The following is a 22,633-nucleotide window of genomic DNA, read 5'->3' on the forward strand; positions in this document are numbered from 1 at the left end:
TCCTCAGGCCTCAAACGCCTCAAGCACTTTCCTCGCAACCGCAGCGGACGAAGCCGGGTTCTGCCCGGTGATCAGTTTGCCGTCCTGCACCGCGTGAGGTTGGAACGGCTCCACCTTGCTGAACTGTGCGCCCCGGTCCTTCATCGTATCCTCGACCAGCAAAGGCACGATATTCGTCAGGCCGACGGCGTCTTCTTCTTCATTCGTGAAGCCGGTGACGGTACGACCCTTGACCAGCGGCGACCCGTCCGCGGCCTTGGTGTGCGCAAGAACGATCGGGGCGTGACACACGGCGCTGACCGGTTTCCCGGCCGACCAGAACGCCTCGATCAGATCAATCGATTTCTCATCCGACACCAGGTCCCACAGCGGCCCATGCCCACCGGGATAGAAGATCGCGTCATAGTCCTGGGCGTTCACCTCGGACAGTTTGACCGTGTTGGCCAATGCTGCCGTCGCTTCGGGGTCGGCCTCGAACCGGCGGGTATCGTCGGTCTGGCTGTCGGGTGCGCTGCTTTTGGGGTCCAGCGGCGGCTGCCCGCCTTTGGGCGAGGCCAGCGTCAGTTCGGCACCGGCATCCTTGAACACGTAATACGGAGCGGCCAGCTCCTCGAGCCAGAACCCGGTCTTTTCTCCGGTGTCGCCCAGCTGGTCATGCGATGTCAGGACGATCAGAATTTTCTTTGCAGTCGAAGCCATGTGTTTTCTCCTAGTTCGGCCGGTTCACCCGGCCCGTGTCTTGTGTGATCGGGATATATGTCTGTTGCCGCTTGTTGATTAGTGCCGGATTTGGCAAAGCATTATTGCTGACATGCAATAATGAGGCTGCGAGATGGCGCTGTGGGATGGGCTGGAAGAATTCCTGATGGTGGTCGAGACGGGGGGCTTCACCGCTGCGGCCCGGCGGCTTGGGGTTTCGGTCAGTCATGTTTCGCGTCAGGTCGCCCGGCTTGAGGATCGTTTGGGCGTCAAGCTTTTGGCGCGCTCGACCCGCGTGGTGCGCCTGACCGACGCCGGACGCGACTATCACGCGCGGGTGGCCGGGCTTGTGGCGGGTCTGGAAGAGGCGAACCAGTCAGCGGCAGGGGATCGGGCCCAGATCGCGGGGCGCATTCGCGTGTCGGCCGCCGGTCCGTTTGCGGAACAGTTCGTGGCACCGGCATTGGCTCGGTTTGCAAGCCTGCACCCCAAGCTCTCGGTTACGATCGACTTCAATTCGCGCCTTCTGAACCTGACCGAAGAAGGCTTCGACTTTGCCATCCGCTATGGCCAATTGACGGAGAGCGGGCTGATCGCGCGGCGGCTGGCGACCCGACGGATGGTCTGCGTTGCCGCGCGCGGCTATCTCGACCGGCACGGAAGGCCAACCCATCCGGCCGACCTGCGGCATCATCAGTGCCTGATCACCAACAATGACCGGTGGGTATTCCGCGACCCCGGCTCGGGCGACCCGATCGAGGTTCGGGTGCATGGCCGGTGGCAGGCCAACAACCCGCACGCCGTTCTTTCTGCCGCGCGGCAAGGTCTGGGGGTCATGTACGCGCCCGAGATTTTTTTGGGCGCGAAACGCCCCCCTGAGCTAGAGCCGATACTGCAGGGGTACGAAGACCCAAGCCGTGCGAGTTGGATCGTCTATCCTGAGCGTCGTCATCTGCCGCTGCGGGTGCGCCGAGCGATGGATTTCCTGGTCGAGGAACTGGGCGACGCGGTGCCCGACTAGCCAGGGCGCTGCGGATGCAGGCGCAGTTGCGCGCGATAGGCGGCGCGCTTGAATTCGCGGGTCAGCTTGTCGGTCAAAGGCGGTTTCGTCTGGATCGTCGAGCCGCCGATTTCACGGGCCACTTCCTGGTTGCCGCTGCCCAACAGCGCGTGGACGGGCTGGCCCGTGATCCAGTGCATCTGCAGGAACGTGTCCACCGGGCGGTCAATGTGGTCGGTGGCCGCCAGCAGTCGTTCCGCCGCCTTCCGGCCCACCACCTGACAGACGCATTGCAACCCTATGACCTTGGGCAGGATCAGATGAAGGCCGTCGCGCTCAGCTAGGGTCTGGGCTGCGGTTTCGCGCTGCTTGACCGGGATGCGGATGTAGTGATCAGGGGTCGCGATCGGGCGCAATAGATCCAGTGCAGCGTTCATCCGGTCGGGATCGATGCGCAGATCATCTTCGGCGGTGATGGCCAGATCGATCCCCTCGTCGACCATCTTGCGCCAGATCCGACGGTGGCTTTCGAAGACGCCGATCTCGGCCGGGCGCAGCGCGAAGGGGTAGTGCGGGCGGTGCAGGTTGCCCGGATGCAGCGTGACCCCGGCAATCTGCGCCGGATCGCGCCCATTGACCGCTTCGATCAGCTCGGCACTGGGCAGGTCGGCGCAGAGCTGCTCGGCATTGGGGCGGCGCGCGGTACTGGAGGACATATGGATGATGAAGGATCGCATGGTGTCGTGCATAGAACAGGGCTGCGGCCCGGGAAAGGCCCAGGGAAAACAAAAAGACCCCGGCCGGAACCGGGGTCTTGGATTTCGCAAAGGGTAGGGCGGGTTATTCCGCGCCTTCCTCTTTCTTTTCTTTCTTCTCGGGCACGATCTCTTCGCCGGTTTCCTGATCGACGCATTTCATCGACAGGCGGACCTTGCCGCGATCGTCGAAGCCCAAGAGCTTGACCTTCACTTCCTGGCCTTCCTTCAAAACGTCCGAAGGGTGGTTCAGGCGACGGTTTTCGATCTGGGACACGTGGACCAGACCGTCACGTTTGCCGAAGAAGTTCACGAAGGCGCCGAAATCGACGATCTTCACGACTTTGCCGGTGTAGACCTGACCTTCTTCCGGCTCGGCCACGATCGAGTGGATCATCTCGTAGGCTTTCTTGATCGACTCACCATCGGGCGATGCGATCTTGATGATGCCGTCATCGTTGATGTCGACCTTGGCGCCGCTGGTTTCCACGATCTCGCGGATCACCTTGCCGCCCGAGCCGATCACTTCGCGGATCTTGTCGGTCGGGATCTGCATGGTCTCGATGCGCGGGGCGTGGACCGAGAACTCGGCGGTCTCGCTCAGCGCCTTGCTCATCTCGTTCAGGATGTGCAGACGGCCGTCCTTGGCCTGAGCCAGGGCTTTCTCCATGATCTCGGGCGTGATGCCGGCGACCTTGATGTCCATCTGCAGCGAGGTGATACCGTTTTCGGTACCCGCAACCTTGAAGTCCATGTCGCCCAGGTGGTCTTCGTCACCCAGGATGTCGGTCAGAACGGCATAGTCCCCGTCGTCTTCCAGGATCAGACCCATGGCCACACCGGCCACCGGAGCCTTGAGCGGAACGCCCGCATCCATCATCGACAGCGAACCGCCGCAGACCGATGCCATCGAGGACGAGCCGTTCGACTCGGTGATCTCGGACACCACACGAATGGTGTAGGGGAAGTCGGTCGGAGCCGGCAGAACCGCTTGCAGGGCGCGCCATGCCAGTTTGCCGTGGCCGATTTCGCGGCGACCGGGCGAACCGACGCGGCCCACTTCGCCGACCGAGTAGGGCGGGAAGTTGTAGTGCAGCAGGAAGTTCGATTTGAAGTTTCCGTGCAGCGCGTCGATGAACTGCTCATCGTCACCGGTGCCCAGCGTGGTCACGGCCAGCGCCTGGGTTTCACCACGGGTGAACAGGGCCGAACCATGGGTCCGCGGCAGCAGGCCGGTTTCGGCCACGATCGGGCGCACGTCGGTGGTCGAACGACCGTCGATCCGCTTGCCGCCCTTCACCACGTCGCCGCGCAGGATGCCGGCTTCGAGCTTTTTCATCGCCGAACCCAGGTTCGAGTCCTCAAGCTGTTCTTCGGTCAGAGCGGCCTTGATGGCCTCGCGCGCAGCGGCGACCGCTGCGGTGCGCTCTTGCTTGTCGGTGATTGCGAATGCGGCACGCATCTGCTCTTCACCGGCAGCTTTCACGGCAGCGTACAGCTCCGAGTAGTCGGGGGCTTCAAACGCAAAGGGCTCTTTCGCGGCGTCTTCGGCCAGCGAGATGATCAGGTCGATCACCGGCTGGATCTGTTCGTGCGCGAAGGTCACGGCACCCAGCATCTCGGCTTCGGTCAACTCGTAGGCTTCCGACTCCACCATCATCACGGCGTCTTTGGTACCGGCCACAACCAGATCCAGACGCTGTTCAGGGTTCAGGCGCAGGTCCTGCATGTCGTCGACGGTCGGGTTCAGGACGTACTCGCCATCCACGAAACCAACGCGGGCACCGGCGATCGGTCCGCGGAAGGGCGCGCCCGAGATGGTCAGGGCCGCCGATGCGGCGATCATCGCCACGATGTCGGGGTCGTTGACCAGATCGTGGCTCAGCACGGTGCACATCACCAGAACTTCGTTCTTGAACCCGTCAACGAACAGCGGACGGATCGGGCGGTCGATCAGGCGCGCGGTCAGCGTCTCTTTCTCGGTCGGACGGGCCTCGCGCTTGAAGAAGCCACCCGGCACCTTGCCGGCGGCATAGTATTTTTCCTGATAGTGCACGGTCAGCGGGAAAAAGTCCTGACCGGGCTTCTGCTCCCGGGCAAAGGTCACGTTGGCCATTACGCTGGTTTCGCCCAGCGTGGCAATCACGCTGCCGTCGGCCTGACGGGCAACCTTGCCGGTTTCCAGTGTCAGCGTCTCTTCGCCCCACTGAATTGATTTTTTCGTTACATCAAACATAAGCGTATCCTAGATGGGAGCACTCCCGCCCCTGCGGGTCTCCCGTTTTGCGTGGCGGCCCCATTGCCGCCGACCCCAATTTATCTTCCATTCGAGTGCCGGGGTCAGGGCACAACGTCTCAGATACCGCGCGCATACATGAGATTGCGCCGGATTGAAAGGGATAAGCCCGCAGAAGGCACACGGTCCTGCATCTGTCGTGGTTCGCCTTTGCGTCAGCCGACACCGCGAACGTTCCGCTGCGTAAGCCCGCATAACATCTGGCGTGCACCCGCTCGCAAACACGACGATCGCTCACCATCGTGGTTAGGCAGATCGGAAATCGATGCAGCCGAGGCTGGTGAGAGATTTCGGGCCGCAACGGCGGTAGAAAGCCGCGGAACATGTGCGAACCCGTCCGCTCGACCTCGGTCAGGATATGGCTGGCGATGCGCAGACATATTCCCGTAGGCGAATGCATTTTGTGAAAAAGTGATTGCAGTGTAGCCTCTTACCACGGAACCCGCGGTCCAGACGACGAAAAGGCGCCAAGGGGGTAACACTACTCACTGTCGTCCGAAGGCCGAATACCTTGGCGTTTGCAATTCGCGCGAACGAAAGGGACGGCCACATGTCTCAGACCAAGAAAATGCTGGATCCGGATCCGCGGATCTATGATTTCGAAACGGAATACGAGCTGGGGCAGGACAATGTTCGCCCATTCGGGCTGGATATTCACAACCCGGTTTTTCTCATCTCAAGCATCCTGATCTTTGCCTTCGTGCTGATCGCCCTCGCCAATCAAGAGGCCGCAGCGACGTTCTTCGGTTGGCTGCGGCCGTGGCTGACCAGCACCTTCGACTGGTTCCTCGTCCTTTCGGTGGATGCAATCACGCTGTTCTGCCTGGCCCTGATCGTTCTCCCGGTGGGCAAAGTGCGCATCGGCGGCAAAGACGCCAAGCCCGATTACTCCTACGCCGGTTGGATTGCGATGATGTTCGCGGCCGGGATCGGCATCGGATTGCTGTTCTTCGGCGTGTTAGAGCCGGTTTACTACAATTTCGCCGAGGATGGCGGTGCCCGTCCTTTGGGCATCGACATCGCGGTGCCGGGCAATGAATACATTGGTGTTGTAGGTACCATCCACCACTGGGGGCTGGAGGGCTGGGCGGTCTACGCCGCTGTGGGCCTGAGCCTCGCGATCTTCAGCTACAATCTCGGTCTGCCGCTGACCCTGCGTTCGGCCTTCTATCCGCTGCTGGGCGAGCGTGTCTGGGGTTGGTGGGGCCATGCGATCGACACGCTGGCGGTGTTTGCCACCCTGTTCGGCCTGACCACATCGCTGGGGCTGGGCGCGCAACAGGTTGCCGCCGGTCTCTACGAGGTGTTCGGCATTGAACCCAGCTCCACCGTCGTCGTCTTGCTGATCATCGGTATCACGATGATCGCGCTGGGTTCGGTGCTGATGGGCATGGACGCGGGCGTGAAGCGGCTCAGCGAGATCAACATGGTCATGGCCGTGGGCCTGTTCCTGTTCGTGATCGCTGTGACCGGGATCGGCACGGCGATCTCGCGCTATTTCAGCGTGATGACCGATTACGTCAGGTTGCTGCCGGCTTTGTCGAACCCGTTCGGGCGCGAAGACACTAGTTTTTTCCACGGTTGGACAACCTTCTACTGGGCCTGGTGGATCGCGTGGTCGCCTTTCGTGGGCATGTTCATTGCCCGCATCTCCAAGGGGCGCACGGTGCGTGAATTCGTGATTTGTGCGCTGCTGGCGCCGACGGCGGTCTGTGCGCTGTGGATGTCCACCTTTGGTGGCGCGGCCATAGACATGCTGAACGTAGGCGGCGCCGAGGGCGTCAAAGCCACGGTGATCGACAGCTATGCCCCCGAAGGCGCGCTGTTCGGCTTCCTGAAAGAGCTTCCGCTCTACGGCATCGTGGCCCCGATCGCGCTGATTTTGATCGTGGTCTTCTTTGTCACCTCGTCCGACTCGGGGTCTCTGGTGATCGATACGATCACCGCAGGCGGCAAGATGGACGCCCCGGTGGTGCAGCGTGTGTTCTGGTGCACGCTGGAAGGTCTGGTCGCGATCGCGCTGCTGCTGGGTGGCGGACTTGCCGCGCTGCAAGGGGCGGCGGTGTCAACCGGCATCCCGTTCACGCTTGTGGTGCTGATCATGTGCTACTGCCTGTGGCTGGCGCTGAAGTCTGAACGCGCCAAGATCTGAACTGACTTCATCGACCAATGAACGCCCGCCAAATGGCGGGCGTTCTTTCGGTTAAACCGGGCCCGGTTATAGTTCCAAGGGTTTGATCTGGTTCGGAATTGTTTATTCAGGATCTCGCAACAAAGCCTTCGCAAATTGAATGAACATTGCGATGAACACGCCGACCCCAACGAAAATGTAGATCACGGTGAAGACCTTGCCGATCTTGGTCGCCGGGGACAGATCGCCGAACCCGACCGTCGACAATGTGGTCGCGCTAAAATACAGCGCGTCCACCCAATGCCAGCCCTCGACGCTGCTGTAGAACAACGTGCCGGACAGAAGAATAAGCACACACAGCAGCAAACCACCCCGAAAATGGGGGTCATCCCAGGATCGGACGATCGCCTTGAGCAGACGGTAGGCATTTAGGATCAGAGCTATCATTCTGTACGCCTTTGGGCAGTTTCGAGGATACGTTCAGGATGCATGTTCTCGAGTGAAATTCCGCATATACAAATCGGATTATTCGCTAAGTTGGCGGTGTTTGACAGGAGATACTTCATGCGTATTCATCTTTTGGCCGCGCTGCTTGCCGCCACCTCGGTTTCCGCGCAGCAAGACCCGGCTCAGACCATGATTACCAATGTGGATGTATTTGATGGCGTCAACGACGGGGGCATCGAAAACGCGAATGTTCTGATCGAGAGCAACCTGATTGCGGCTGTTTCGACAGACCCGATCTCGGCGGAAGGTGCAACGGTGATCGACGGTGGTGGGCGCACCCTGATCCCAGGCCTGATCGATGTGCACTGGCACACCCTTTATTGTTGCAGCCCGCAAAGCTCGGTTGTAACCGATGATACTTTGGGTGTGGCGATCCGTGGCGCTTTGGGGTCCGAAGGCACTCTGATGCGGGGTTTTACCAGCGTCCGTGATGTTGGCGGCAATTCCTTTGCCATCAAGAAGATGATCGACGCAGGCGAAATCCCCGGTCCGCGAATCCTGCCGTCCGGCCCGCCAATCACGCAGACGGGCGGGCATTTTGATTACCGCCCTTATCAGGCGGTGCCGACAAACGAAGGCGATGCTTTGTGGTATTGGTACAGCGTTGGTCTGATGATGCAGGCAGATGGCGTCCCAGAAGTGACCAAGCGGGCCCGAGAAGTCATGCGTATGGGGGCCACGCAGCTAAAGATTGCGGGCGGGGGCGGTGTGTCGTCCACATACGACCCGCTGGACGTTCGCCAATACACAAAGGATGAAATCGCAGCCTTTGTCGAAGTGGCCGACACCTACAACACCTATGTTGCCTCTCATCTTTTCACCGACGATGCTGCGCGCATCGCGATTGAGGCCGGTGTGAAATCCATCGAACATGGCTTCCTCATGAGCCGTGAGACGATGGAAATGATGCGTGACAATGACGTGTGGCTGTCCGTGCAACCGCTGCTGGATGACGAAGACGGGTTTTCCTTTGATGACCCCGTCAGCCAACAGAAGTGGATCGACGTGACCAACGGCACCGATTTCACCTACAAGACCGCAAAGGAAGTGGGGGTCAAAACCGCCTTCGGGACCGACATTCTTTTCGACCCGAAATTGGCCGAGCGGCAGGGTGCGTTTCTTGCCAAGCTGCAGCGGTGGTATTCTCCTTACGAGGTTTTGCAGATGGCCACTTCGACCAATGCCGAACTGCTGGAATTGTCCGGCCCCCGTCATCCCTATCAGCTAGGACCGCTGGGCCAGATTACAGAAGGCGCTTATGCCGATTTGATCCTTGTGGATGGCAACCCGCTGGAAGACATCGATCTGGTTGCAAACCCACACGAAAACTTCGACCTGATCATGAAAGACGGTGTGGTCTACAAGAACACGCTGGACTGAACATCACGCTCCTCTGACAAAAAACGCCCGCCATACGGCGGGCGTCTCGAACTTGAAAGCGGTGTATTCCACGCTTAGCGGCGGATGCCCAGCTTTTTGATCAGGTCCTGGTAGCGCGCTTCTTCCTTGCCCTTCAGGTAGTCCAGCAGCTTGCGGCGCTGGGCAACCATCTTCAACAGACCACGGCGGCCGTGGTTGTCTTTCTTGTGGGTCTTGAAGTGCTCGGTCAGGGTGTTGATGCGCGAGGTCAGGATGGCAACCTGGACTTCCGGCGAACCGGTGTCGCCGTCCTTGGTCGCGAATTCTTTCATGACGCGTGCTTTTTCTTCAGCAGTGATCGACATCGGGGTCTCCTTCGAAGGTTAGAGTTGATGGCGCAGGCCGGGATGTCGTCCAGCGCAGGCCCATGGAGAAAACCGCACCGATTCCGATGCGGATGGGCGCGTATAGGCGCAATCGGAATAAATGGCAAAGGGATTCTGGTCCGTCAGCCGGTGGGGCTGGTCAGGGTCGGGTCCAGACCCGGGGTCAGTTGGATATCCTCGGGCCCAAGACCTTGGGCGCCAAACAGATGGGCCACCTCACGCCCGTTGACCAGAACGCCCGTCAGATCGGCGTTGTCCGCATCCTGTTCGATCCCGATTTCGGGCGCGTCAGGGCCGTTCCATTCGATCAGCAGCTTGTCTTCTCCGGGGGTGAAATCCACGACGCTGACTTCCTTCCCTGTGGCCGTTCCGTCGATGGCGATCTGGTCCGCTCCCTGACCGCCGGTGACGACATCTCCGGCGCCTGCCAGGATCGTGTCGTCCCCTGCGCCGCCGTTCAGAAAATCGCTGGCGGGCGTGTCGCCATCGTCCTGTCCGGACAGAGTGTCGTCGCCATCACCGCCGAACAGCGTGTCTTCCCCTGCGCCGCCGGCGAGCATGTCTTCGCCGTCGCCGCCTTGCAGCGCGTCTTCGCCCTCACCACCGGCAAGGTTATCGTTGCCCTGACCGCCGTACAGATCGTCATCGCCTTCGCCACCAACCAACTGGTCGTCGCCAGCATGGCCGTACAATATGTCGTCACCGGCATTCCCCGAGAGGTCATCGTGACCGTTGCCACCGTGCAGAATATCATCGCCAGTGTTTCCGTTTAGCGTGTCATCCCAGTCCGCGCCGAACAACGTATCATCTCCGGCGCCACCGTCGATAATGTCACCGCCGTCATAGCCGTTGATCTGATCGTTGCCTTCGGCCCCGCTCAGATTGTCCACACCCGGTCCGCCAGCGATGACCAGGTTTCCGTCCACGTCCGAGAGTATGGTTTCGTGGGACGCATCCTCGGCCTCGGCCGGGTCTTCGAAAGAATCGTCAATCTCAAGCAGATTTCCTTCGGGAATGTCTTCGACGGCATCTTCCTCGATGACATCGTCGTTGTCCTCGTCTTCATCCCCCGATAATACGTCGCTGATCGCGTATGCTGCGCCGCCCATTGCGGCCAGACCGAACAATCCGAGCAGAAACATGGGAACCCTCCGAAAGCGTGCCGCCCCGAGTGTGAAATATCCCATGCCGCCAAAGGGTTGGTCAAAGTCAACCTGAGTCTGTGGTTAACCCTTTGTCACCGGTTCCACGGTTCGGGTTGCTGGGTATACGCGATGTAGAGCGGATGCTTGGGGTGGCCTGCCTTGCTGAGCCCCAGGTGGAACAGCGGCTGGCCGGTGCCGCGCAGCAGACGCTCGACCGCCGGGCCGCGATCCAGATGCGCGCCATGGGTGCCCCAGGCGGCGATCACCTGATCGGCCCAGTCCACGCCGGCAAGGATGGCGGCATCGTTCTCCGGCCCCACCGGATCGGCCGCCGCGCGCATCTTGCGCGGGTCGGTGTCGCGCCAGGCAAAGATGTTGGTCACCTGGAACGCCCCGAATCCCAAAGCCCGCGCGCGCCGCTCGCAGCGCTCGACGGTCGGGTCATTCTGAACCTCGGTCGCGGTCGAGGGGTTCAGCATCACGAACAGCGCCCGGCGCCCGGCCGGATCCCAGATGCGGGTCAGGCTGTAGCGATAGCGTTCGCAGTCGGAATAGACGGCTGTCGAGGGCGCGTCGCCCTTGGTGTGGGACCGGGTGATCATGCGCCTTCGCATAGCATGGGGCCTAGCCGGCGAACACCCGGCTGGGGTGCAACTCACCGGATTTGTAGACCCCCACCGCCACGGCCTTGCCGTCGAACGAAGCCCAGGCCTCGTCGCCGTATTCCACATCGCTGGCCAGAACCATGCCGGGGTTGCCGTTGCGCAAGCGGGTCGCGCCTTCGGGGGTGCATTTCAGCTCGTGCAGGTCGGCCAGCCCTTCTTCCAGCGGGCGCAGGTAGTCATCCAGCGCCGGGGTTTTCGCCATCGCGTCGATCTGCTCGATGCTCAGCCCGTCCTCGGCCTCGAACGGGCCGGACCAGATCCGGCGCAGCTCCTTGACGTGGCCATGGCAGCCCAACGCCTCACCCAGGTCGCGGGCGATCGAGCGGACATAGCCACCCTTGCCGCAGGTCATTTCCAGCACGGCATGGTCGGGGTCGGGCCGGTCGACCAGCACCAGTTCCTCGACCCACAGGGGGCGGGCGGCCAGTTCGACATCCTCGCCGTCGCGGGCCAGCTTGTAGGCGCGCTGGCCGTCGATCTTGACCGCCGAGAACTTGGGCGGCACCTGCATGATCTCGCCCACGAAGGGCAGCAGGGCCTGCTTGATCTCGTCATCGGTGGGGCGCAGGTCGCTTTCCGCGATCACTTCGCCCTCGGCATCGTCGGTATTGGTGGCCTGGCCCAGACGCACGGTAAAGGTATAGGCCTTGAGCGCATCGGTGATGTAGGGAACGGTCTTGGTGGCCTCGCCCAAAGCGACGGCCAGAACGCCGGTGGCCTCGGGGTCGAGCGTGCCGGCATGGCCCGCCTTCCTGGCATCCAGTGCCCAGCGGACCTTGTTGACCACGGCGGTCGAGGTCATGCCCGCGGGCTTGTCGACCACCAGCCAACCGGAAATGTCACGACCCTTGCGTTTGCGTCCCATGATGCACCTTGCCGTCTGTTAAGGCGCGCGACCTAGCGGATCGGTCCGGCGCTGTCAATTTGCCGGAATGTCCTCGACCACGCCGACGATCGGCCCCAGCGAGAATCCCACGTCGGACCGGTTCGCCGGCCGGTCATACATGCGCGAGATGTTGCCGTCGAAAAACAGCGCGTTGGGCGTTTTCAGCACGTCGCGGAACAGGCGGCCGAATTCATGGAAGGTGACGTAATCTTCGGAGATCACGAACACCGCGCGGCTGCCATCGGCGCTGGTGCCCACCCCGTTGCGCACATAGCGCGAGGTCGAATCCTCGATAAACCGTGGATGCAATTCGCCGTCGATCACCAGCATCGGGCCGGATTGGGTGGCAAAGCGGCAATCGGGTTTGCGATCAAGATAGTCCAGCGTCTCGAACACGTCGGCGCGGCCTTCGCGGATGCAGAACACCCCGTTGGGCAGCAGGCCGAAATTGCCGGGGCCGGCGTTGGGAATCACGCGCATGAGTTCCTGCCCGTCTTGGACATAGTGGCCCACGGGCGAGCGGTCCTCGTGATACATGCCCGCATTCATCGCAAAACTCAGGCGCTGGCCCGAACCGGCCAGTTCCTCGTTCACCGACGAGAAATGGCCCAGCACCTGACCTGCGTCGTCATACAGGAACAGGCGCAGGTCCTCGGCGGTGGCGTCCACCTCGCACACGGTATAGCGCCGGTCTTCGTGGGCCACACGCTCGCACGTCACCGCGCCGGCCTGTCCGGCCCAGAGCAGCGCGAGCAGAGCGGCCGCCCTGCGGATCACTCGTCCAGATCCCGGCGCACGGCGTCCTGTTCGAACATCCGGCGCGTGTCGTCCATGCGGTCGAACGTTTCGTCCAGCCGGAAGCGCAGGTCGGGGGCGAACTTCAGGCCGACCTTCTTGCCGACCATGCGGCGCAGCTCGCCCTTGTTGCGGGCCAGCAGCTCGATCACGGTGTCCTGCCCCTTGCCGCCCAGCGGCAGCACATAGGCCGTGGCGATCTTGAGGTCGGGCGAGGTACGCACTTCGCCCACGGTGATCGACAGGCGGTTCAGGTCGGGGTCGTGCACGTCGCCGCGCGCCAGCACCTCGGACAGGGTGCGGCGGATCAGTTCGCCGACGCGAAGCTGCCGTTGCGAGGGGCCGGGGCCGTCGTGGAATTTGTTCTTAGCCATGTCCCCGATCTAAGCGCAAAGCGGGGCTTTGCCAAGCGGCCCCGAACCGGGTAGGAGGCTTTGAGCCGAATTTCAGAAGAAGGACCAGCGCAATGACGCATATTCCGGGAATCGTCGTGACGGGGGCTTCGGGCCGGATGGGGCAGATGCTAATCAAGACCATCACCGACAGCGATAAGGCGCGGCTGGTCGGCGCGGTCGAGCGCACAGGTCATGACTGGATCGGTCAGGACGTGGGCACCGCGATGGGCAGCCAGTCGCTGGGCGTGACCGTCACCGACGATCCGCTCGAGGCCTTTGCCCAGGCCCAGGCGGTGATCGACTTCACCGCGCCCGAGGCGACGCTGGAGTTCGCCGCGCTGGCGGCGCAGGCGCGCTGCGTGCATGTGATCGGCACCACCGGCATGAGCGACGAACAGATCGCCGCGCTGGAACCCGCCGCGCGTCATGCGGTGATCGTGCGGGCGGGAAACATGAGCCTGGGCGTGAACCTGCTGGTGCAACTTACCAAAAAGGTCGCCGCCGCGCTGGACGAGGATTTCGACATCGAGGTGATCGAGGCCCATCACCATCACAAGGTCGATGCGCCCTCGGGGACGGCACTGATGCTGGGCGAGGCCGCGGCCGAGGGGCGGGGCGTGAACCTTGCCGAGGTCTCCGACCGGGGCCGCGACGGGATCACCGGCGCGCGCGAACGCGGCCATATCGGCTTCCACGCCATCCGCGGTGGCGACATCGTCGGCGAACATGACGTGCTGTTCGCCGCGCCGGGCGAGCGGATCGTGCTGCGCCACGTGGCGACCGACCGGGCGATCTTTGCCCGAGGCGCGCTGAAGGCGGCGCTGTGGGGGCAGGGCAAGGCCCCCGGTCAATATGACATGGTGGATGTGCTGGGGCTCTAACCCTCGCCCAGATGCCGGTCGACCATGCGCTGAACTATCGGCGCGAAATGGTCGAAGCCGGGGGTGTCCATGTCGGGCCGTTTACCGGCCTCGTCCAGATACCGGACCTGGATAATTTCCTTCAGGTTCGGGTTGGCCTCGAATGCGGCGACTTCCTCGGCGCTCATCGGGCCGCCCTGCAATTCCAGCGTATGGACCGAGGCCGCCGACAGGCGGTTGAAATATTCGGGCCTGGTTGCACACAGATATCGCTTGGCCGCGACGTGATAGCGGCAGCAATCGGTGATGACCGACGGAAAGAACCGCTCCAGCACCTCGGCGCCGGCATCCTCGTGGTGGCGGTCCTCGGTGTCGTCGGGGTGGTAGGTGCCGAATTCCGAGGTGAAATGCCCGATATCGTGCAGCAGAGCGCCCACGATGATCTCTTCGGGCATGCCGTTCTGCTCGGCGATGGTGGCGCCCTGCAGCATGTGCTGGGCCATGGTGACCGGCTCGCCCAGATATTCCTCGCCCCCGCGCCGGTCGAAGATATCGGCGATGAAGGCCACGATGTTGTCGCGGGTCAGGGTCTGGAAATCGGATTTCATTCCGCCGCCTCCGGTTGCGCCACCCGCATCGCGGCGAGGGTCGACAGCAGCCCGTCCTTGTCGGCATAGCATCCCTGCAGCCAGCGCGACCCGGCACCTGAATATCCCAGACGCGCGTGTAGCACGCGGGTGTTGTCGACGATGAAGCTCTCGCCCGGTTCCAGCTTGAACGCGACGCCCATTGCCGGGTCGTCGATGATCTCGCCCAAACGGCGGTAGGCGGTGTAATAGGCCTCCATCCGGTCGAAGGGCACATCCACGAACGGGGCCGAGGACCGGTTGTTGAAGCGGATGCCGATCAATTCGCCATCGGGCGACAGCTCGATCATCGGGCGGCGCGCGCGCAGGCAGACCCCGTCTGAACCTCGGTATTCGAACCGCGCGGGATAGCCGGCCAGCAGGGCAAAGCCTTCGGGGTTTTCATTGCGCAGGCGCTGGGCCGCGCGAAAGCCGTCGACCACGATCGACTCCCCGCCCTCGGCGCTGTTTTCCAGGCAATAGAGGATCTGCAGCGTGGGCACCGGGTCGCGATAGGGATTGTCGGTATGCGCCTGCAGGCCAAGGCCGGTATAGGCCAGGTTGGTCGGGTTCACCTCGGTCCGCACCTCGAAATAGGGGCCATAGTTGGTCTCGCGCACATAGCCGAACAGATCGGCGACCTTCAGCAGCGAACCGGGCTCGGTCGGGCCGTCGGTCAGCTTGGCAAAGCCGTATTCGGCGACCGCCGCCAGCCAGTCGCGCTTGGCGGCAGGGCTTTCATGCACCTGCGTCCAATCGCCGGCCGGAGCCGCGAACCCGCCGTCCCAGGTGGTGGTTCCGGGCGACAGCCAGCCCATCGGGCGGGTCTGGACCCGGTCATAGACATGCGCGGCCAGCCAGCTTGCGGGGAAGGTGACCGTCTTGTCTTCGGGGGCGAAGGTTACCTGCAGGTCACCGCCCGCCACCTCGGCCGCTTGAATCGCGATCTCTGCCGGAATGTCGCCGATCGTGATCAGGCGCTGGCCGTTGCCGGGGTCGCGCGTCTGGGGGTCCAGCGCATTGTCGCGCAGCCAGATGGCGTGGAAACGGGCGCGGGTGCCGTCTTCGAACTCAACCGAAACGACCGCCGGGTCATGGGTGGCGTGGCGCAGCATGGGGCTCTCCTGTTCAGCGCGGGCTTTGATTGAGGAGATACGCGGGATATGGCATTACGACAATTAAGGCTTGTTTCCTCTGAGGGTTGGAAAATCTAATGAGCAAGAAAAAGGTCGGCCTGCCCCCGCTGGACTGGCTGCGCGTGTTCGAGGCGGCCGGGAGGCTGGGCGGATTCTCGGCCGCGGCGCGCGAGTTCGGCCTGACCCAGGCGGCGGTCAGCCAGCGCATCGCCAATCTGGAATCCTGGCTGGGTCGGTCCCTGTTCGTGCGCGAGGCGCGCGGCGTGTCGCTGACGGTCGAGGGCGAAAGCTATCTGCCGCTGGTGCAGGACAGTCTGCGGGCGTTGGAACGCAACACCGAGGATCTGTTCGGCACCGCCCCGCGCGCGTTGCGGGTGGCCGGGCTGTCCTCGCATATCCAGGCGCTGGTGCTGCCCAGCCTAGGGGGCTTTCGCGCCCTGCGGCCCGAGGTGCAGGTCACCACGGATTCGGTGGCCCGGCGGTCCTCGCTGGAGGACGAGCGGACTTGGCTTCAGATCCGCTATGGGCGCGGCAACTGGCCGGGGCGCGCCGCCGACCTGATCGCGCCCGAGGTCCTGACCCCGATGGCGGCACCGGGCGTCGACTGGGGCGCGCCGGTGATCGAGCTGCGCGGCGAACGGCCCGGCTGGCAGGACTGGATGCAGAAGACGGGCGACACGGATCTGCCTCGCGCCGGTCTGAGCTTTGATTCGATGGAACATGCCCTGGGCGCGGCGCGGCAGGGGCTGGGGGTTGCTTTGGGGTCGGTCGCCCTGGCCTCGGCGGATCTAGCCTCCGGCCGCCTGATCCGGCTGGGGCGTCCCGATTTGAAAACCCGCGACGGTTACTGGCTGACCTGGCCGCGGGACCGGGCGCAGTCGAAAAAGCAGCAGGGGTTGATCGGCGATTTCCTGCAGGCCCTGCGCGCGGCGGTCTGAGCGGTCAGAAGTCGATCGCGATGCCCTTCTTCTCCCAATCGCCATAGCGCGCGGGATCGGGGCCGTCGCGTCCCCCCAGTTCCTTGGGCAGGGGTTTGGCCTCGGCTTCGGCCTTGCGCCGGCGCTCTTCGGCCTCGGCCAGGGCGCGCTGGGCGGCGGGCGGCAGGTCTGTGCGGTCGTCGCTCATGACATCGGGTTCCTTTCCGTGCATGGCCTTGATATACGCCCTCGTCCGCTGATGGCAATGCGGGCGAAAACCTTGCAAAGGCGGTTTCATGACCAACACCCCGACGGCGGCGCGGCGCAGCGCCATCTATCTGCTGGATCAGATCTTGGGCGAGGGGCGCCTGCTGTCCGAATGCCTGGCGGCCGGGGCGCTGGATCGCCTAGCCCCCGAAGACCGCGCGCGGGCGCAGCGCTTGACGCTGGAGACCTTGCGCGGGCTTGAACGCGCCGACCGCCTGCTGGAGGGACATCTGCGGCGCACACCGGCGCTGACCGTTCAGAACGCGCTGCGTCTGGGAACGGTCGAACTGTGCCAGGGCGAGGCTGCGCATGGCGTCGTGAACGCGATGGTCGAGATCATCGGCCGCTCGCGCAAGCACGGGCGGCTCAAGGGGCTGGTCAACGCGGTTCTGCGTAAGATCGCCGCCGAAGGCCCCGAGGCCTGGCCGAAGATGCGGGTGCCGCGCCTGCCGGACTGGCTGCGCGAGCCGCTGATCGCGGCCTGGGGCACGGATGCGGTCAAGGGCATGGAGCAGGCCCATTTCGCCGGCGCGCCGCTGGACCTGACGCCAAAGCCCGGCGCAACGATCCCCATGGGGACCGAACTGCCGACCGGCTCGGTGCGGGTTACTGACGCGGGTCAGGTCTCGGCCCTGCCGGGCTATGCCAGCGGAGACTGGTGGGTGCAGGATGCCGCCGCCGCCCTGCCGGCGCGGATTCTGGCGCCCCGGCCCGGCGAGCGGGTTCTGGACATGTGCGCCGCGCCCGGCGGCAAGACGCTGCAACTGGCGGCGGCGGGGGCCGAGGTCACCGCGCTGGATATTTCTGAAGGCCGGCTGGCGCGGGTGCGGGAAAACCTCGAACGGACCGGGCTGTCGGCCCACGTGGTCGCCGGCGATGCGCTGGACCATCAGGGCCAGTACGATGCGATCCTGCTGGACGCGCCCTGTTCGGCGACCGGCACCATCCGGCGTCACCCGGACCTGCCCTTTGCCAAGGATGGCTCCGAATTCGGCGGCCTGATCGCGTTGCAGGGCCGGATGCTGGCCCATGCCTGGACCTTGCTGAAACCCGGCGGGCGGCTGGTCTATTGCACCTGTTCGCTGTTGCCCGACGAGGGCGAGGTGCAGATCGAAGAGGCTTTGCCGCACCATCCCGACATGCAGGTGGACCGCGCCGCGCTGCAGGTGCCCGGCGTTCAGCCCGACTGGCTGACCGAGGAAGGCGGGCTGCGCCTGCGTCCCGATTGTTGGCCCGATCTGGGCGGCATGGATGGGTTCTACATCGCCTGCCTGAACAAATCGGCCTGACCGGTCGCTTTTCGATGACTTGACGAACCGGCCCGGCTATCGTTGGTTCAAACGCCAGCAGAGCGGCAGGGGCAGAGCAACACACGTCATGTCGAATTCGGACACCATGGCCAACCGATGGGTGCGGTTTCAGAACCGTCTCTACGCGCGCCTCAGCCAGCGCCGCAAGCCCGTCAGCGGCTTTGTCGGTCAGCCCGAGCCGCGCACCGTTGGTTCATTTGCGCGCGGGCGGCAACTGGTGGCGGGAAATCTTTTGTTTGCGGGTTATCTGGTCGAAGCTCCGGACACGGGCTTATGGGAGGTCGTGGCCCCCAACGCGGCATTCGACGATGAACGGCATGGATTTGCCTGGCTGGACGATCTGGCCGCGGTGGGTGATGCCGCGGCACGGGAAAAGGCGCAACGCTGGGTCTGGGGCTGGATCGAGACCCACGGCAAGGGGCAGGGTCCGGGCTGGGCCCCAGACCTGACCGGACGCCGCCTGATCCGCTGGATCAATCACGCGCTGTTCCTGCTGCGCGGTATGGACGAGGTCCATAGCCGCCTGTTTTTCCGGTCTCTGTCGCAGCAGACCTGGTTCCTGTCCAAACGCTGGCACGCCGCGACACCGGGGCTGCCCCGTTTCGAGGCGTTGGCCGGCTTGGTTCAGGCTGGTTTGGCGCTGGAAGGGATGGAAGACATCTCGGACCCGGCCGTTCGGGCCCTGGCGCGGGAATGCGAGGCCCAGATCGACGCCCAAGGTGGCATTCCAACGCGGAATCCGGAAGAATTGCTCGAGGTCTTTACCCTGCTGGCCTGGACATCCGCCGCGCTCAGCGAAGTGGGGCGCGGCACGCCCGCCGCCCAGACGGCAGCTATCAAACGGATTGCCCCGACCCTGCGCAGCCTGCGTCATGCAGACGGTGGGCTGGCCCGGTTTCACGGCGGTGGCCGCGGCGTAGAAGGCCGGTTGGAGCAGGCGCTGGCTCAAAGCGGGGTCAAACCCAAACCCGTCAAAGGCCTGACCATGGGCTATGCCCGTCTGGCTGCCGCCCGCACCACGGTGATCATCGACGCAGCACCCCCGGCCAAAGGGGCGGCCTCGTACATGGCGCACGCTTCGACATTGGCTTTCGAGCTGACCTCGGGGCGGCGGCCATTGATCGTCAATTGCGGTTCAGGCGAAAGCTTCGGGTTGGAGTGGCGCCGGGCAGGGCGGGCCACGCCTTCGCATTCGACCCTTTGCCTGGATGGATACTCCAGCGCCCGGTTGGCTGCTCCGGCCAAGGGAACCGCGAACGAAGCAATGGTGGACGCCCCGAGCGAGGTGCCGGTGGAGTTCGAGGATTCGTTCGAAGGCGCGCGCGTGATGGCGGGCCATGATGGGTACGCCAAGGTGTTCGGACTTACCCATGCCCGTACGATCGAGCTGCGTTTTGACGGGCGCGAGGTAACTGGTGAAGACATCCTTTTGACGGCCACCGACAAGGCAAAACGCCAATTTGACCGGGCGGTTGACGCATCCAAGCTGTCAGGGATCGGTTTTGACATCCGGTTTCACCTGCATCCGGACGTGGACGCCGCGCTGGATCTGGGGGGGTCTGCGGTTTCGATGGCGCTTAAAAGCGGCGAGATCTGGGTTTTTCGCCATGACGGCGCCGGAAAATTGTCTCTTGAGCCAAGCGTTTACTTGGAAAAAGGCCGTCTGAAGCCCCGCGCGACAAAACAGATCGTTCTATCCGGCCGCGCAATCGAGTATGCGACGCGCATCCGGTGGACGCTGAGCAAGGCGCAGGATACAGCCTATGCCGTGCGCGACGTGCACCGAGACGAGCCCGATTTCGACTGAGCCAAAAGGACCTTTGGACCCATGACCGACCTTCACCCCGTGCGCCGCGCGTTGCTTTCCGTTTCCGACAAGACCGGATTGATCGATCTGGGCAAGGCCCTGGCCGACCGTGGGGTCGAGCTGCTGTCGACCGGCGGCACCGCCAAGGCGCTGCGTGATGCGGGGCTTGCGGTCAAGGATGTCAGCGAGGTCACGGGATTCCCCGAGATGATGGATGGCCGGGTCAAGACGCTGCACCCGATGGTGCATGGTGGCCTACTGGCGCTGCGCGACAATGACGCCCATGTGGCAGCGATGCAGGAGCATGGCATCGGCCCGATCGACCTGCTGGTGGTCAATCTCTACCCGTTCGAGGAAACGGTGGCCAAGGGCGCGGGCTATGACGAATGCATCGAAAACATCGACATCGGCGGCCCCGCGATGATCCGCGCCGCGGCCAAGAACCAGGCCTTTGTCAACGTGGTGGTCGATGTTGAGGATTACTCGGCCCTGCTGGATCAGCTCGAGGAAAACTACGGCAAGACGTCGCTGGGCTTCCGCCAGTGGCTGGCGCAGAAGGCCTATGCCCGCACCGGAGCCTATGACGCGGCCGTGTCCAGCTGGCTGGCAGATGCACTGCAAATCGACACCCCCAAGCGCCGCGTGTTCGCCGGCGAGTTGAAACAGCCCCTGCGGTATGGCGAGAACAGCCACCAGCAGGCGGCGTTCTATGTCGATGGCTCGGGCCGCCCCGGTGTCGCTACCGCCGTGCAGCATCAGGGCAAAGAACTGAGCTACAACAACATCAACGACACCGACGCCGCCTTTGAACTGGTGGCCGAGTTCGACCCGCGCGACAGCGCCGCATGTGCCATCATCAAACATGCCAATCCTTGCGGCGTTGCAACGGGCGCCACGTTGCTCGAGGCATACAAAGCCGCGTTCGACTGCGACCGGACCTCGGCCTTCGGCGGGATCGTGGCGCTGAACCGGCCGCTGGACGCGGAAACCGCGCGCGAAATCACCGGCATCTTCACCGAGGTCGTGATCGCCCCCGGCGCCACTGACGAGGCCAAGGCGATCTTTGCCGCCAAGAAGAACCTGCGCCTGCTGACCACCGAGGCTCTGCCCGACGTGCGCGCCGGCGGCAAGACCGTGCGCCAGGTGGCCGGCGGGCTGCTGGTGCAGGACAAGGACAACGGGCATATCGAGATGGATGACCTGAAGGTCGTGACCAAGCTGGCCCCCACGCCCGAGCAGATGCGCGATCTGCTGTTTGCCTGGAAAGTGGCCAAGCACGTCAAGTCGAACGCCATCGTCTACGTCAAGAACGAGGCCACGGTGGGCGTCGGCGCCGGTCAGATGAGCCGGGTGGATTCGGCCCTGATCGCCGCGAAGAAGGCCGAGCGCATGGCCGAAACCCTGGGCCTGCCCGAACCGCTGACAATCGGCTCGGCCGTAGCCTCGGACGCATTCTTTCCCTTCCCCGACGGGCTGATGGAGGCCGCCGCCGCAGGCGCGACCTGCGTGATCCAGCCGGGCGGATCGATGCGCGATGACGAGGTGATCGCTGCCGCCGACGAGGCCGGTCTGGCCATGGTGTTCACCGGCATGCGACACTTCCGTCACTGATGCGGGTCCGGGTTCTGCTCTGGGCCGGGCTGGCCGCATTTGTGATCGACCAGCTCAGCAAGTACCTGGTGGTCCACGTGTTGCGCGTGGCCGACCGGCCCGGCGGCATCGACGTACTGCCGCCGCTGCTGACCTTTCGCTACGGCGAGAACCGCGGCATCAATTTTGGCCTGTTCCAGGGCAATTCCGAAGCTGCGCGCTGGTTTCTCATCGCTATTTCGCTGGCCATCAGCATCGGCGTTTTCGTCTGGCTCTGGCGCACGGCCGCATCGCGGCGGATGCTGGTTTTCGGCGGATTGCTGATTGGCGGAGCGTTGGGGAACGTGGTTGACCGGGTGCTGTATGGATACGTTCTGGATTTCCTGAACATGTCCTGCTGCGGCATCAACAACCCGTTCGTCTTCAACCTTGCCGACGTGTTCATTTTCGCGGGTGCCCTCGGGTTGGTACTGTTCGAAGGCAAAAAGCCCTCGTGACGCGCCGGATGTTATGCGATAAAAGCGCCTGAAACAGGCTGGAGACCAAGATGCGGATGCCGCGCGCCATTATTGCTCTGACACTTGCTGCTGCGGTCGCAGGATGTTCCGATATCGGCCTGCGCCATCTCGAAGCGCCAGGACCCGGGCCGGACGAGTTTTCGGTCATGCCGGTCAAGCCGCTGACCCAGCCCAAAGATTATGCGTTCCTGCCCGCGCCGACGCCGGGTGGCGCGAACCTGACCGACCCGAACCCGAATGCTGACGCCGTGGCTGCCTTGGGTGGCAATCCCGGCGCGCTGAACCCCGGCACCGGTATTCCGTCGTCGGACGGGGCGCTGGTGACGGCTTCCAGCCGCTATGGCGTTTCCCCCAACACCCGCCAGGTTCTGGCACAGGAAGATGCGGATTTCCGCAAGCGTCAAAGCCGCTGGACGCGGTTGCGCCTGTTCAAGGTGGACCGCTATTCGCAGGTCTACAAGCGCAATGCCATCGATCCACAGGTGCAAACCGAAGCTTTGCGCAGACAGGGCTTGGAAACACCCTCTTCGCCGCCGGATGAATAATTCTTAACTTTCCGTCATCGCTCTTGAACCCGTTCGGC

General features: G+C 63.5%; 23 protein-coding genes. 10 read left to right on the plus strand and 13 right to left on the minus strand.

The window, feature by feature from the left end:
- Positions 1 to 3 precede the first annotated feature (3 nt).
- Positions 4 to 699: a type 1 glutamine amidotransferase domain-containing protein gene (locus AC2FNZ_RS16565; protein ID WP_496841290.1), complete on the minus strand. Its 696-nt coding sequence runs from the start codon at positions 697 to 699 to the stop codon at positions 4 to 6.
- A 133-nt stretch (positions 700 to 832) separates the two neighbouring features.
- On the opposite strand from AC2FNZ_RS16565, the gene AC2FNZ_RS16570 reads away from it, so the two are divergent.
- The gene (locus AC2FNZ_RS16570; protein ID WP_496841291.1) at positions 833 to 1,720 is read left to right on the plus strand and encodes a LysR family transcriptional regulator; all 888 of its coding nucleotides are present in this window, start codon (positions 833 to 835) and stop codon (positions 1,718 to 1,720) included.
- Here the strand turns inward: AC2FNZ_RS16570 and AC2FNZ_RS16575 are convergent.
- Together AC2FNZ_RS16575 and pnp are read right to left on the minus strand one after the other, a co-directional pair.
- Positions 1,717 to 2,448 carry a glycosyltransferase family 25 protein gene (locus AC2FNZ_RS16575; RefSeq protein WP_496841292.1) on the minus strand — a complete coding sequence of 244 codons (732 nt, stop codon included), beginning with the start codon at positions 2,446 to 2,448 and terminating at the stop codon, positions 1,717 to 1,719. The genes AC2FNZ_RS16570 and AC2FNZ_RS16575 overlap by 4 nt on opposite strands.
- A 91-nt stretch (positions 2,449 to 2,539) precedes the next feature.
- On the minus strand, positions 2,540 to 4,690 hold the full coding sequence (gene pnp / locus AC2FNZ_RS16580) for a polyribonucleotide nucleotidyltransferase (RefSeq protein ID WP_496834508.1): 2,151 nt from the start codon (positions 4,688 to 4,690) through the stop codon (positions 2,540 to 2,542).
- A gap of 610 nt (positions 4,691 to 5,300) precedes the next feature.
- Here pnp and AC2FNZ_RS16585 point away from each other — a divergent pair.
- Entirely contained in the window at positions 5,301 to 6,902 is a 1,602-nt protein-coding gene (locus AC2FNZ_RS16585; protein ID WP_496841293.1) for a BCCT family transporter, read from the plus strand.
- A gap of 102 nt (positions 6,903 to 7,004) precedes the next feature.
- Here AC2FNZ_RS16585 and AC2FNZ_RS16590 read toward each other — a convergent pair whose 3' ends face one another.
- Positions 7,005 to 7,328, minus strand: coding sequence for a potassium channel family protein (locus AC2FNZ_RS16590; RefSeq protein ID WP_093964136.1), 324 nt, complete (start codon positions 7,326 to 7,328; stop codon positions 7,005 to 7,007).
- Between the two features lie 117 nt (positions 7,329 to 7,445).
- On the opposite strand from AC2FNZ_RS16590, the gene AC2FNZ_RS16595 reads away from it, so the two are divergent.
- On the plus strand, positions 7,446 to 8,768 hold the full coding sequence (locus AC2FNZ_RS16595; RefSeq protein ID WP_496841294.1) for a metal-dependent hydrolase family protein: 1,323 nt from the start codon (positions 7,446 to 7,448) through the stop codon (positions 8,766 to 8,768).
- Positions 8,769 to 8,842: 74 nt separating this feature from the next.
- On the opposite strand, the gene rpsO is transcribed toward AC2FNZ_RS16595, so the two are convergent.
- The 6 genes from rpsO to rbfA all read right to left on the minus strand — a co-directional run bounded on the left by rpsO (position 8,843) and on the right by rbfA (position 12,998).
- The gene (gene rpsO, locus AC2FNZ_RS16600) at positions 8,843 to 9,112 is read right to left on the minus strand and encodes a 30S ribosomal protein S15 (RefSeq protein WP_005980247.1); all 270 of its coding nucleotides are present in this window, start codon (positions 9,110 to 9,112) and stop codon (positions 8,843 to 8,845) included.
- A gap of 143 nt (positions 9,113 to 9,255) precedes the next feature.
- The gene (locus tag AC2FNZ_RS16605; RefSeq protein WP_496841295.1) at positions 9,256 to 10,275 is read right to left on the minus strand and encodes a calcium-binding protein; all 1,020 of its coding nucleotides are present in this window, start codon (positions 10,273 to 10,275) and stop codon (positions 9,256 to 9,258) included.
- Between the two features lie 95 nt (positions 10,276 to 10,370).
- Complete coding sequence (locus AC2FNZ_RS16610) at positions 10,371 to 10,880, minus strand: DUF1643 domain-containing protein (protein WP_170341998.1); 510 nt, start codon at positions 10,878 to 10,880, stop codon at positions 10,371 to 10,373.
- Between the two features lie 22 nt (positions 10,881 to 10,902).
- The gene (truB, locus tag AC2FNZ_RS16615; protein ID WP_496841296.1) at positions 10,903 to 11,808 is read right to left on the minus strand and encodes a tRNA pseudouridine(55) synthase TruB; all 906 of its coding nucleotides are present in this window, start codon (positions 11,806 to 11,808) and stop codon (positions 10,903 to 10,905) included.
- A 54-nt stretch (positions 11,809 to 11,862) separates the two neighbouring features.
- Positions 11,863 to 12,606, minus strand: a complete 744-nt coding sequence (locus tag AC2FNZ_RS16620; RefSeq protein WP_496841297.1) for a phosphodiester glycosidase family protein — start codon at positions 12,604 to 12,606, stop codon at positions 11,863 to 11,865.
- Complete coding sequence (gene rbfA / locus AC2FNZ_RS16625; RefSeq protein ID WP_093964142.1) at positions 12,603 to 12,998, minus strand: 30S ribosome-binding factor RbfA; 396 nt, start codon at positions 12,996 to 12,998, stop codon at positions 12,603 to 12,605. Before rbfA ends, AC2FNZ_RS16620 begins: the two co-directional genes overlap by 4 nt.
- A gap of 92 nt (positions 12,999 to 13,090) precedes the next feature.
- Here rbfA and dapB point away from each other — a divergent pair, with 92 nt between their 5' ends.
- On the plus strand, positions 13,091 to 13,900 hold the full coding sequence (gene dapB / locus AC2FNZ_RS16630) for a 4-hydroxy-tetrahydrodipicolinate reductase (RefSeq protein ID WP_496841298.1): 810 nt from the start codon (positions 13,091 to 13,093) through the stop codon (positions 13,898 to 13,900).
- Here the strand turns inward: dapB and tmpB are convergent.
- Positions 13,897 to 14,487 carry a (R)-1-hydroxy-2-trimethylaminoethylphosphonate oxygenase gene (gene tmpB, locus AC2FNZ_RS16635; RefSeq protein ID WP_496841299.1) on the minus strand — a complete coding sequence of 197 codons (591 nt, stop codon included), beginning with the start codon at positions 14,485 to 14,487 and terminating at the stop codon, positions 13,897 to 13,899. The two genes, dapB and tmpB, sit on opposite strands and share 4 nt — an antisense overlap.
- Positions 14,484 to 15,620, minus strand: a complete 1,137-nt coding sequence (tmpA, locus tag AC2FNZ_RS16640; protein ID WP_496841300.1) for a 2-trimethylaminoethylphosphonate dioxygenase — start codon at positions 15,618 to 15,620, stop codon at positions 14,484 to 14,486. The genes tmpB and tmpA overlap by 4 nt, the downstream gene beginning before the upstream one ends.
- A gap of 98 nt (positions 15,621 to 15,718) precedes the next feature.
- On the opposite strand from tmpA, the gene AC2FNZ_RS16645 reads away from it, so the two are divergent.
- Entirely contained in the window at positions 15,719 to 16,579 is an 861-nt protein-coding gene (locus AC2FNZ_RS16645) for a LysR family transcriptional regulator (RefSeq protein ID WP_496834499.1), read from the plus strand.
- A 4-nt stretch (positions 16,580 to 16,583) separates the two neighbouring features.
- Here AC2FNZ_RS16645 and AC2FNZ_RS16650 read toward each other — a convergent pair whose 3' ends face one another.
- Positions 16,584 to 16,766, minus strand: a complete 183-nt coding sequence (locus AC2FNZ_RS16650; RefSeq protein WP_093964397.1) for a DUF1674 domain-containing protein — start codon at positions 16,764 to 16,766, stop codon at positions 16,584 to 16,586.
- Between the two features lie 88 nt (positions 16,767 to 16,854).
- Between AC2FNZ_RS16650 and AC2FNZ_RS16655 the strand changes: the two genes are divergently transcribed.
- The 5 genes from AC2FNZ_RS16655 to AC2FNZ_RS16675 all read left to right on the plus strand — a co-directional run bounded on the left by AC2FNZ_RS16655 (position 16,855) and on the right by AC2FNZ_RS16675 (position 22,595).
- Positions 16,855 to 18,114 (plus strand): RsmB/NOP family class I SAM-dependent RNA methyltransferase, encoded by a 1,260-nt coding sequence (locus tag AC2FNZ_RS16655; protein ID WP_496841301.1) that lies wholly within the window; start codon positions 16,855 to 16,857, stop codon positions 18,112 to 18,114.
- Positions 18,115 to 18,202: 88 nt separating this feature from the next.
- Complete coding sequence (locus tag AC2FNZ_RS16660) at positions 18,203 to 19,942, plus strand: heparinase II/III family protein (protein ID WP_496841302.1); 1,740 nt, start codon at positions 18,203 to 18,205, stop codon at positions 19,940 to 19,942.
- A 21-nt stretch (positions 19,943 to 19,963) separates the two neighbouring features.
- Complete coding sequence (gene purH, locus AC2FNZ_RS16665; RefSeq protein ID WP_496841303.1) at positions 19,964 to 21,553, plus strand: bifunctional phosphoribosylaminoimidazolecarboxamide formyltransferase/IMP cyclohydrolase; 1,590 nt, start codon at positions 19,964 to 19,966, stop codon at positions 21,551 to 21,553.
- Entirely contained in the window at positions 21,553 to 22,029 is a 477-nt protein-coding gene (gene lspA, locus AC2FNZ_RS16670) for a signal peptidase II (RefSeq protein ID WP_170342020.1), read from the plus strand. Before purH ends, lspA begins: the two co-directional genes overlap by 1 nt.
- Positions 22,030 to 22,079: 50 nt before the next feature.
- Positions 22,080 to 22,595: a DUF3035 domain-containing protein gene (locus AC2FNZ_RS16675; protein WP_496841304.1), complete on the plus strand. Its 516-nt coding sequence runs from the start codon at positions 22,080 to 22,082 to the stop codon at positions 22,593 to 22,595.
- The last annotated feature ends 38 nt before the right edge of the window (positions 22,596 to 22,633 follow it).

This window comes from Ruegeria sp. SAZA006 (assembly GCF_059613465.1).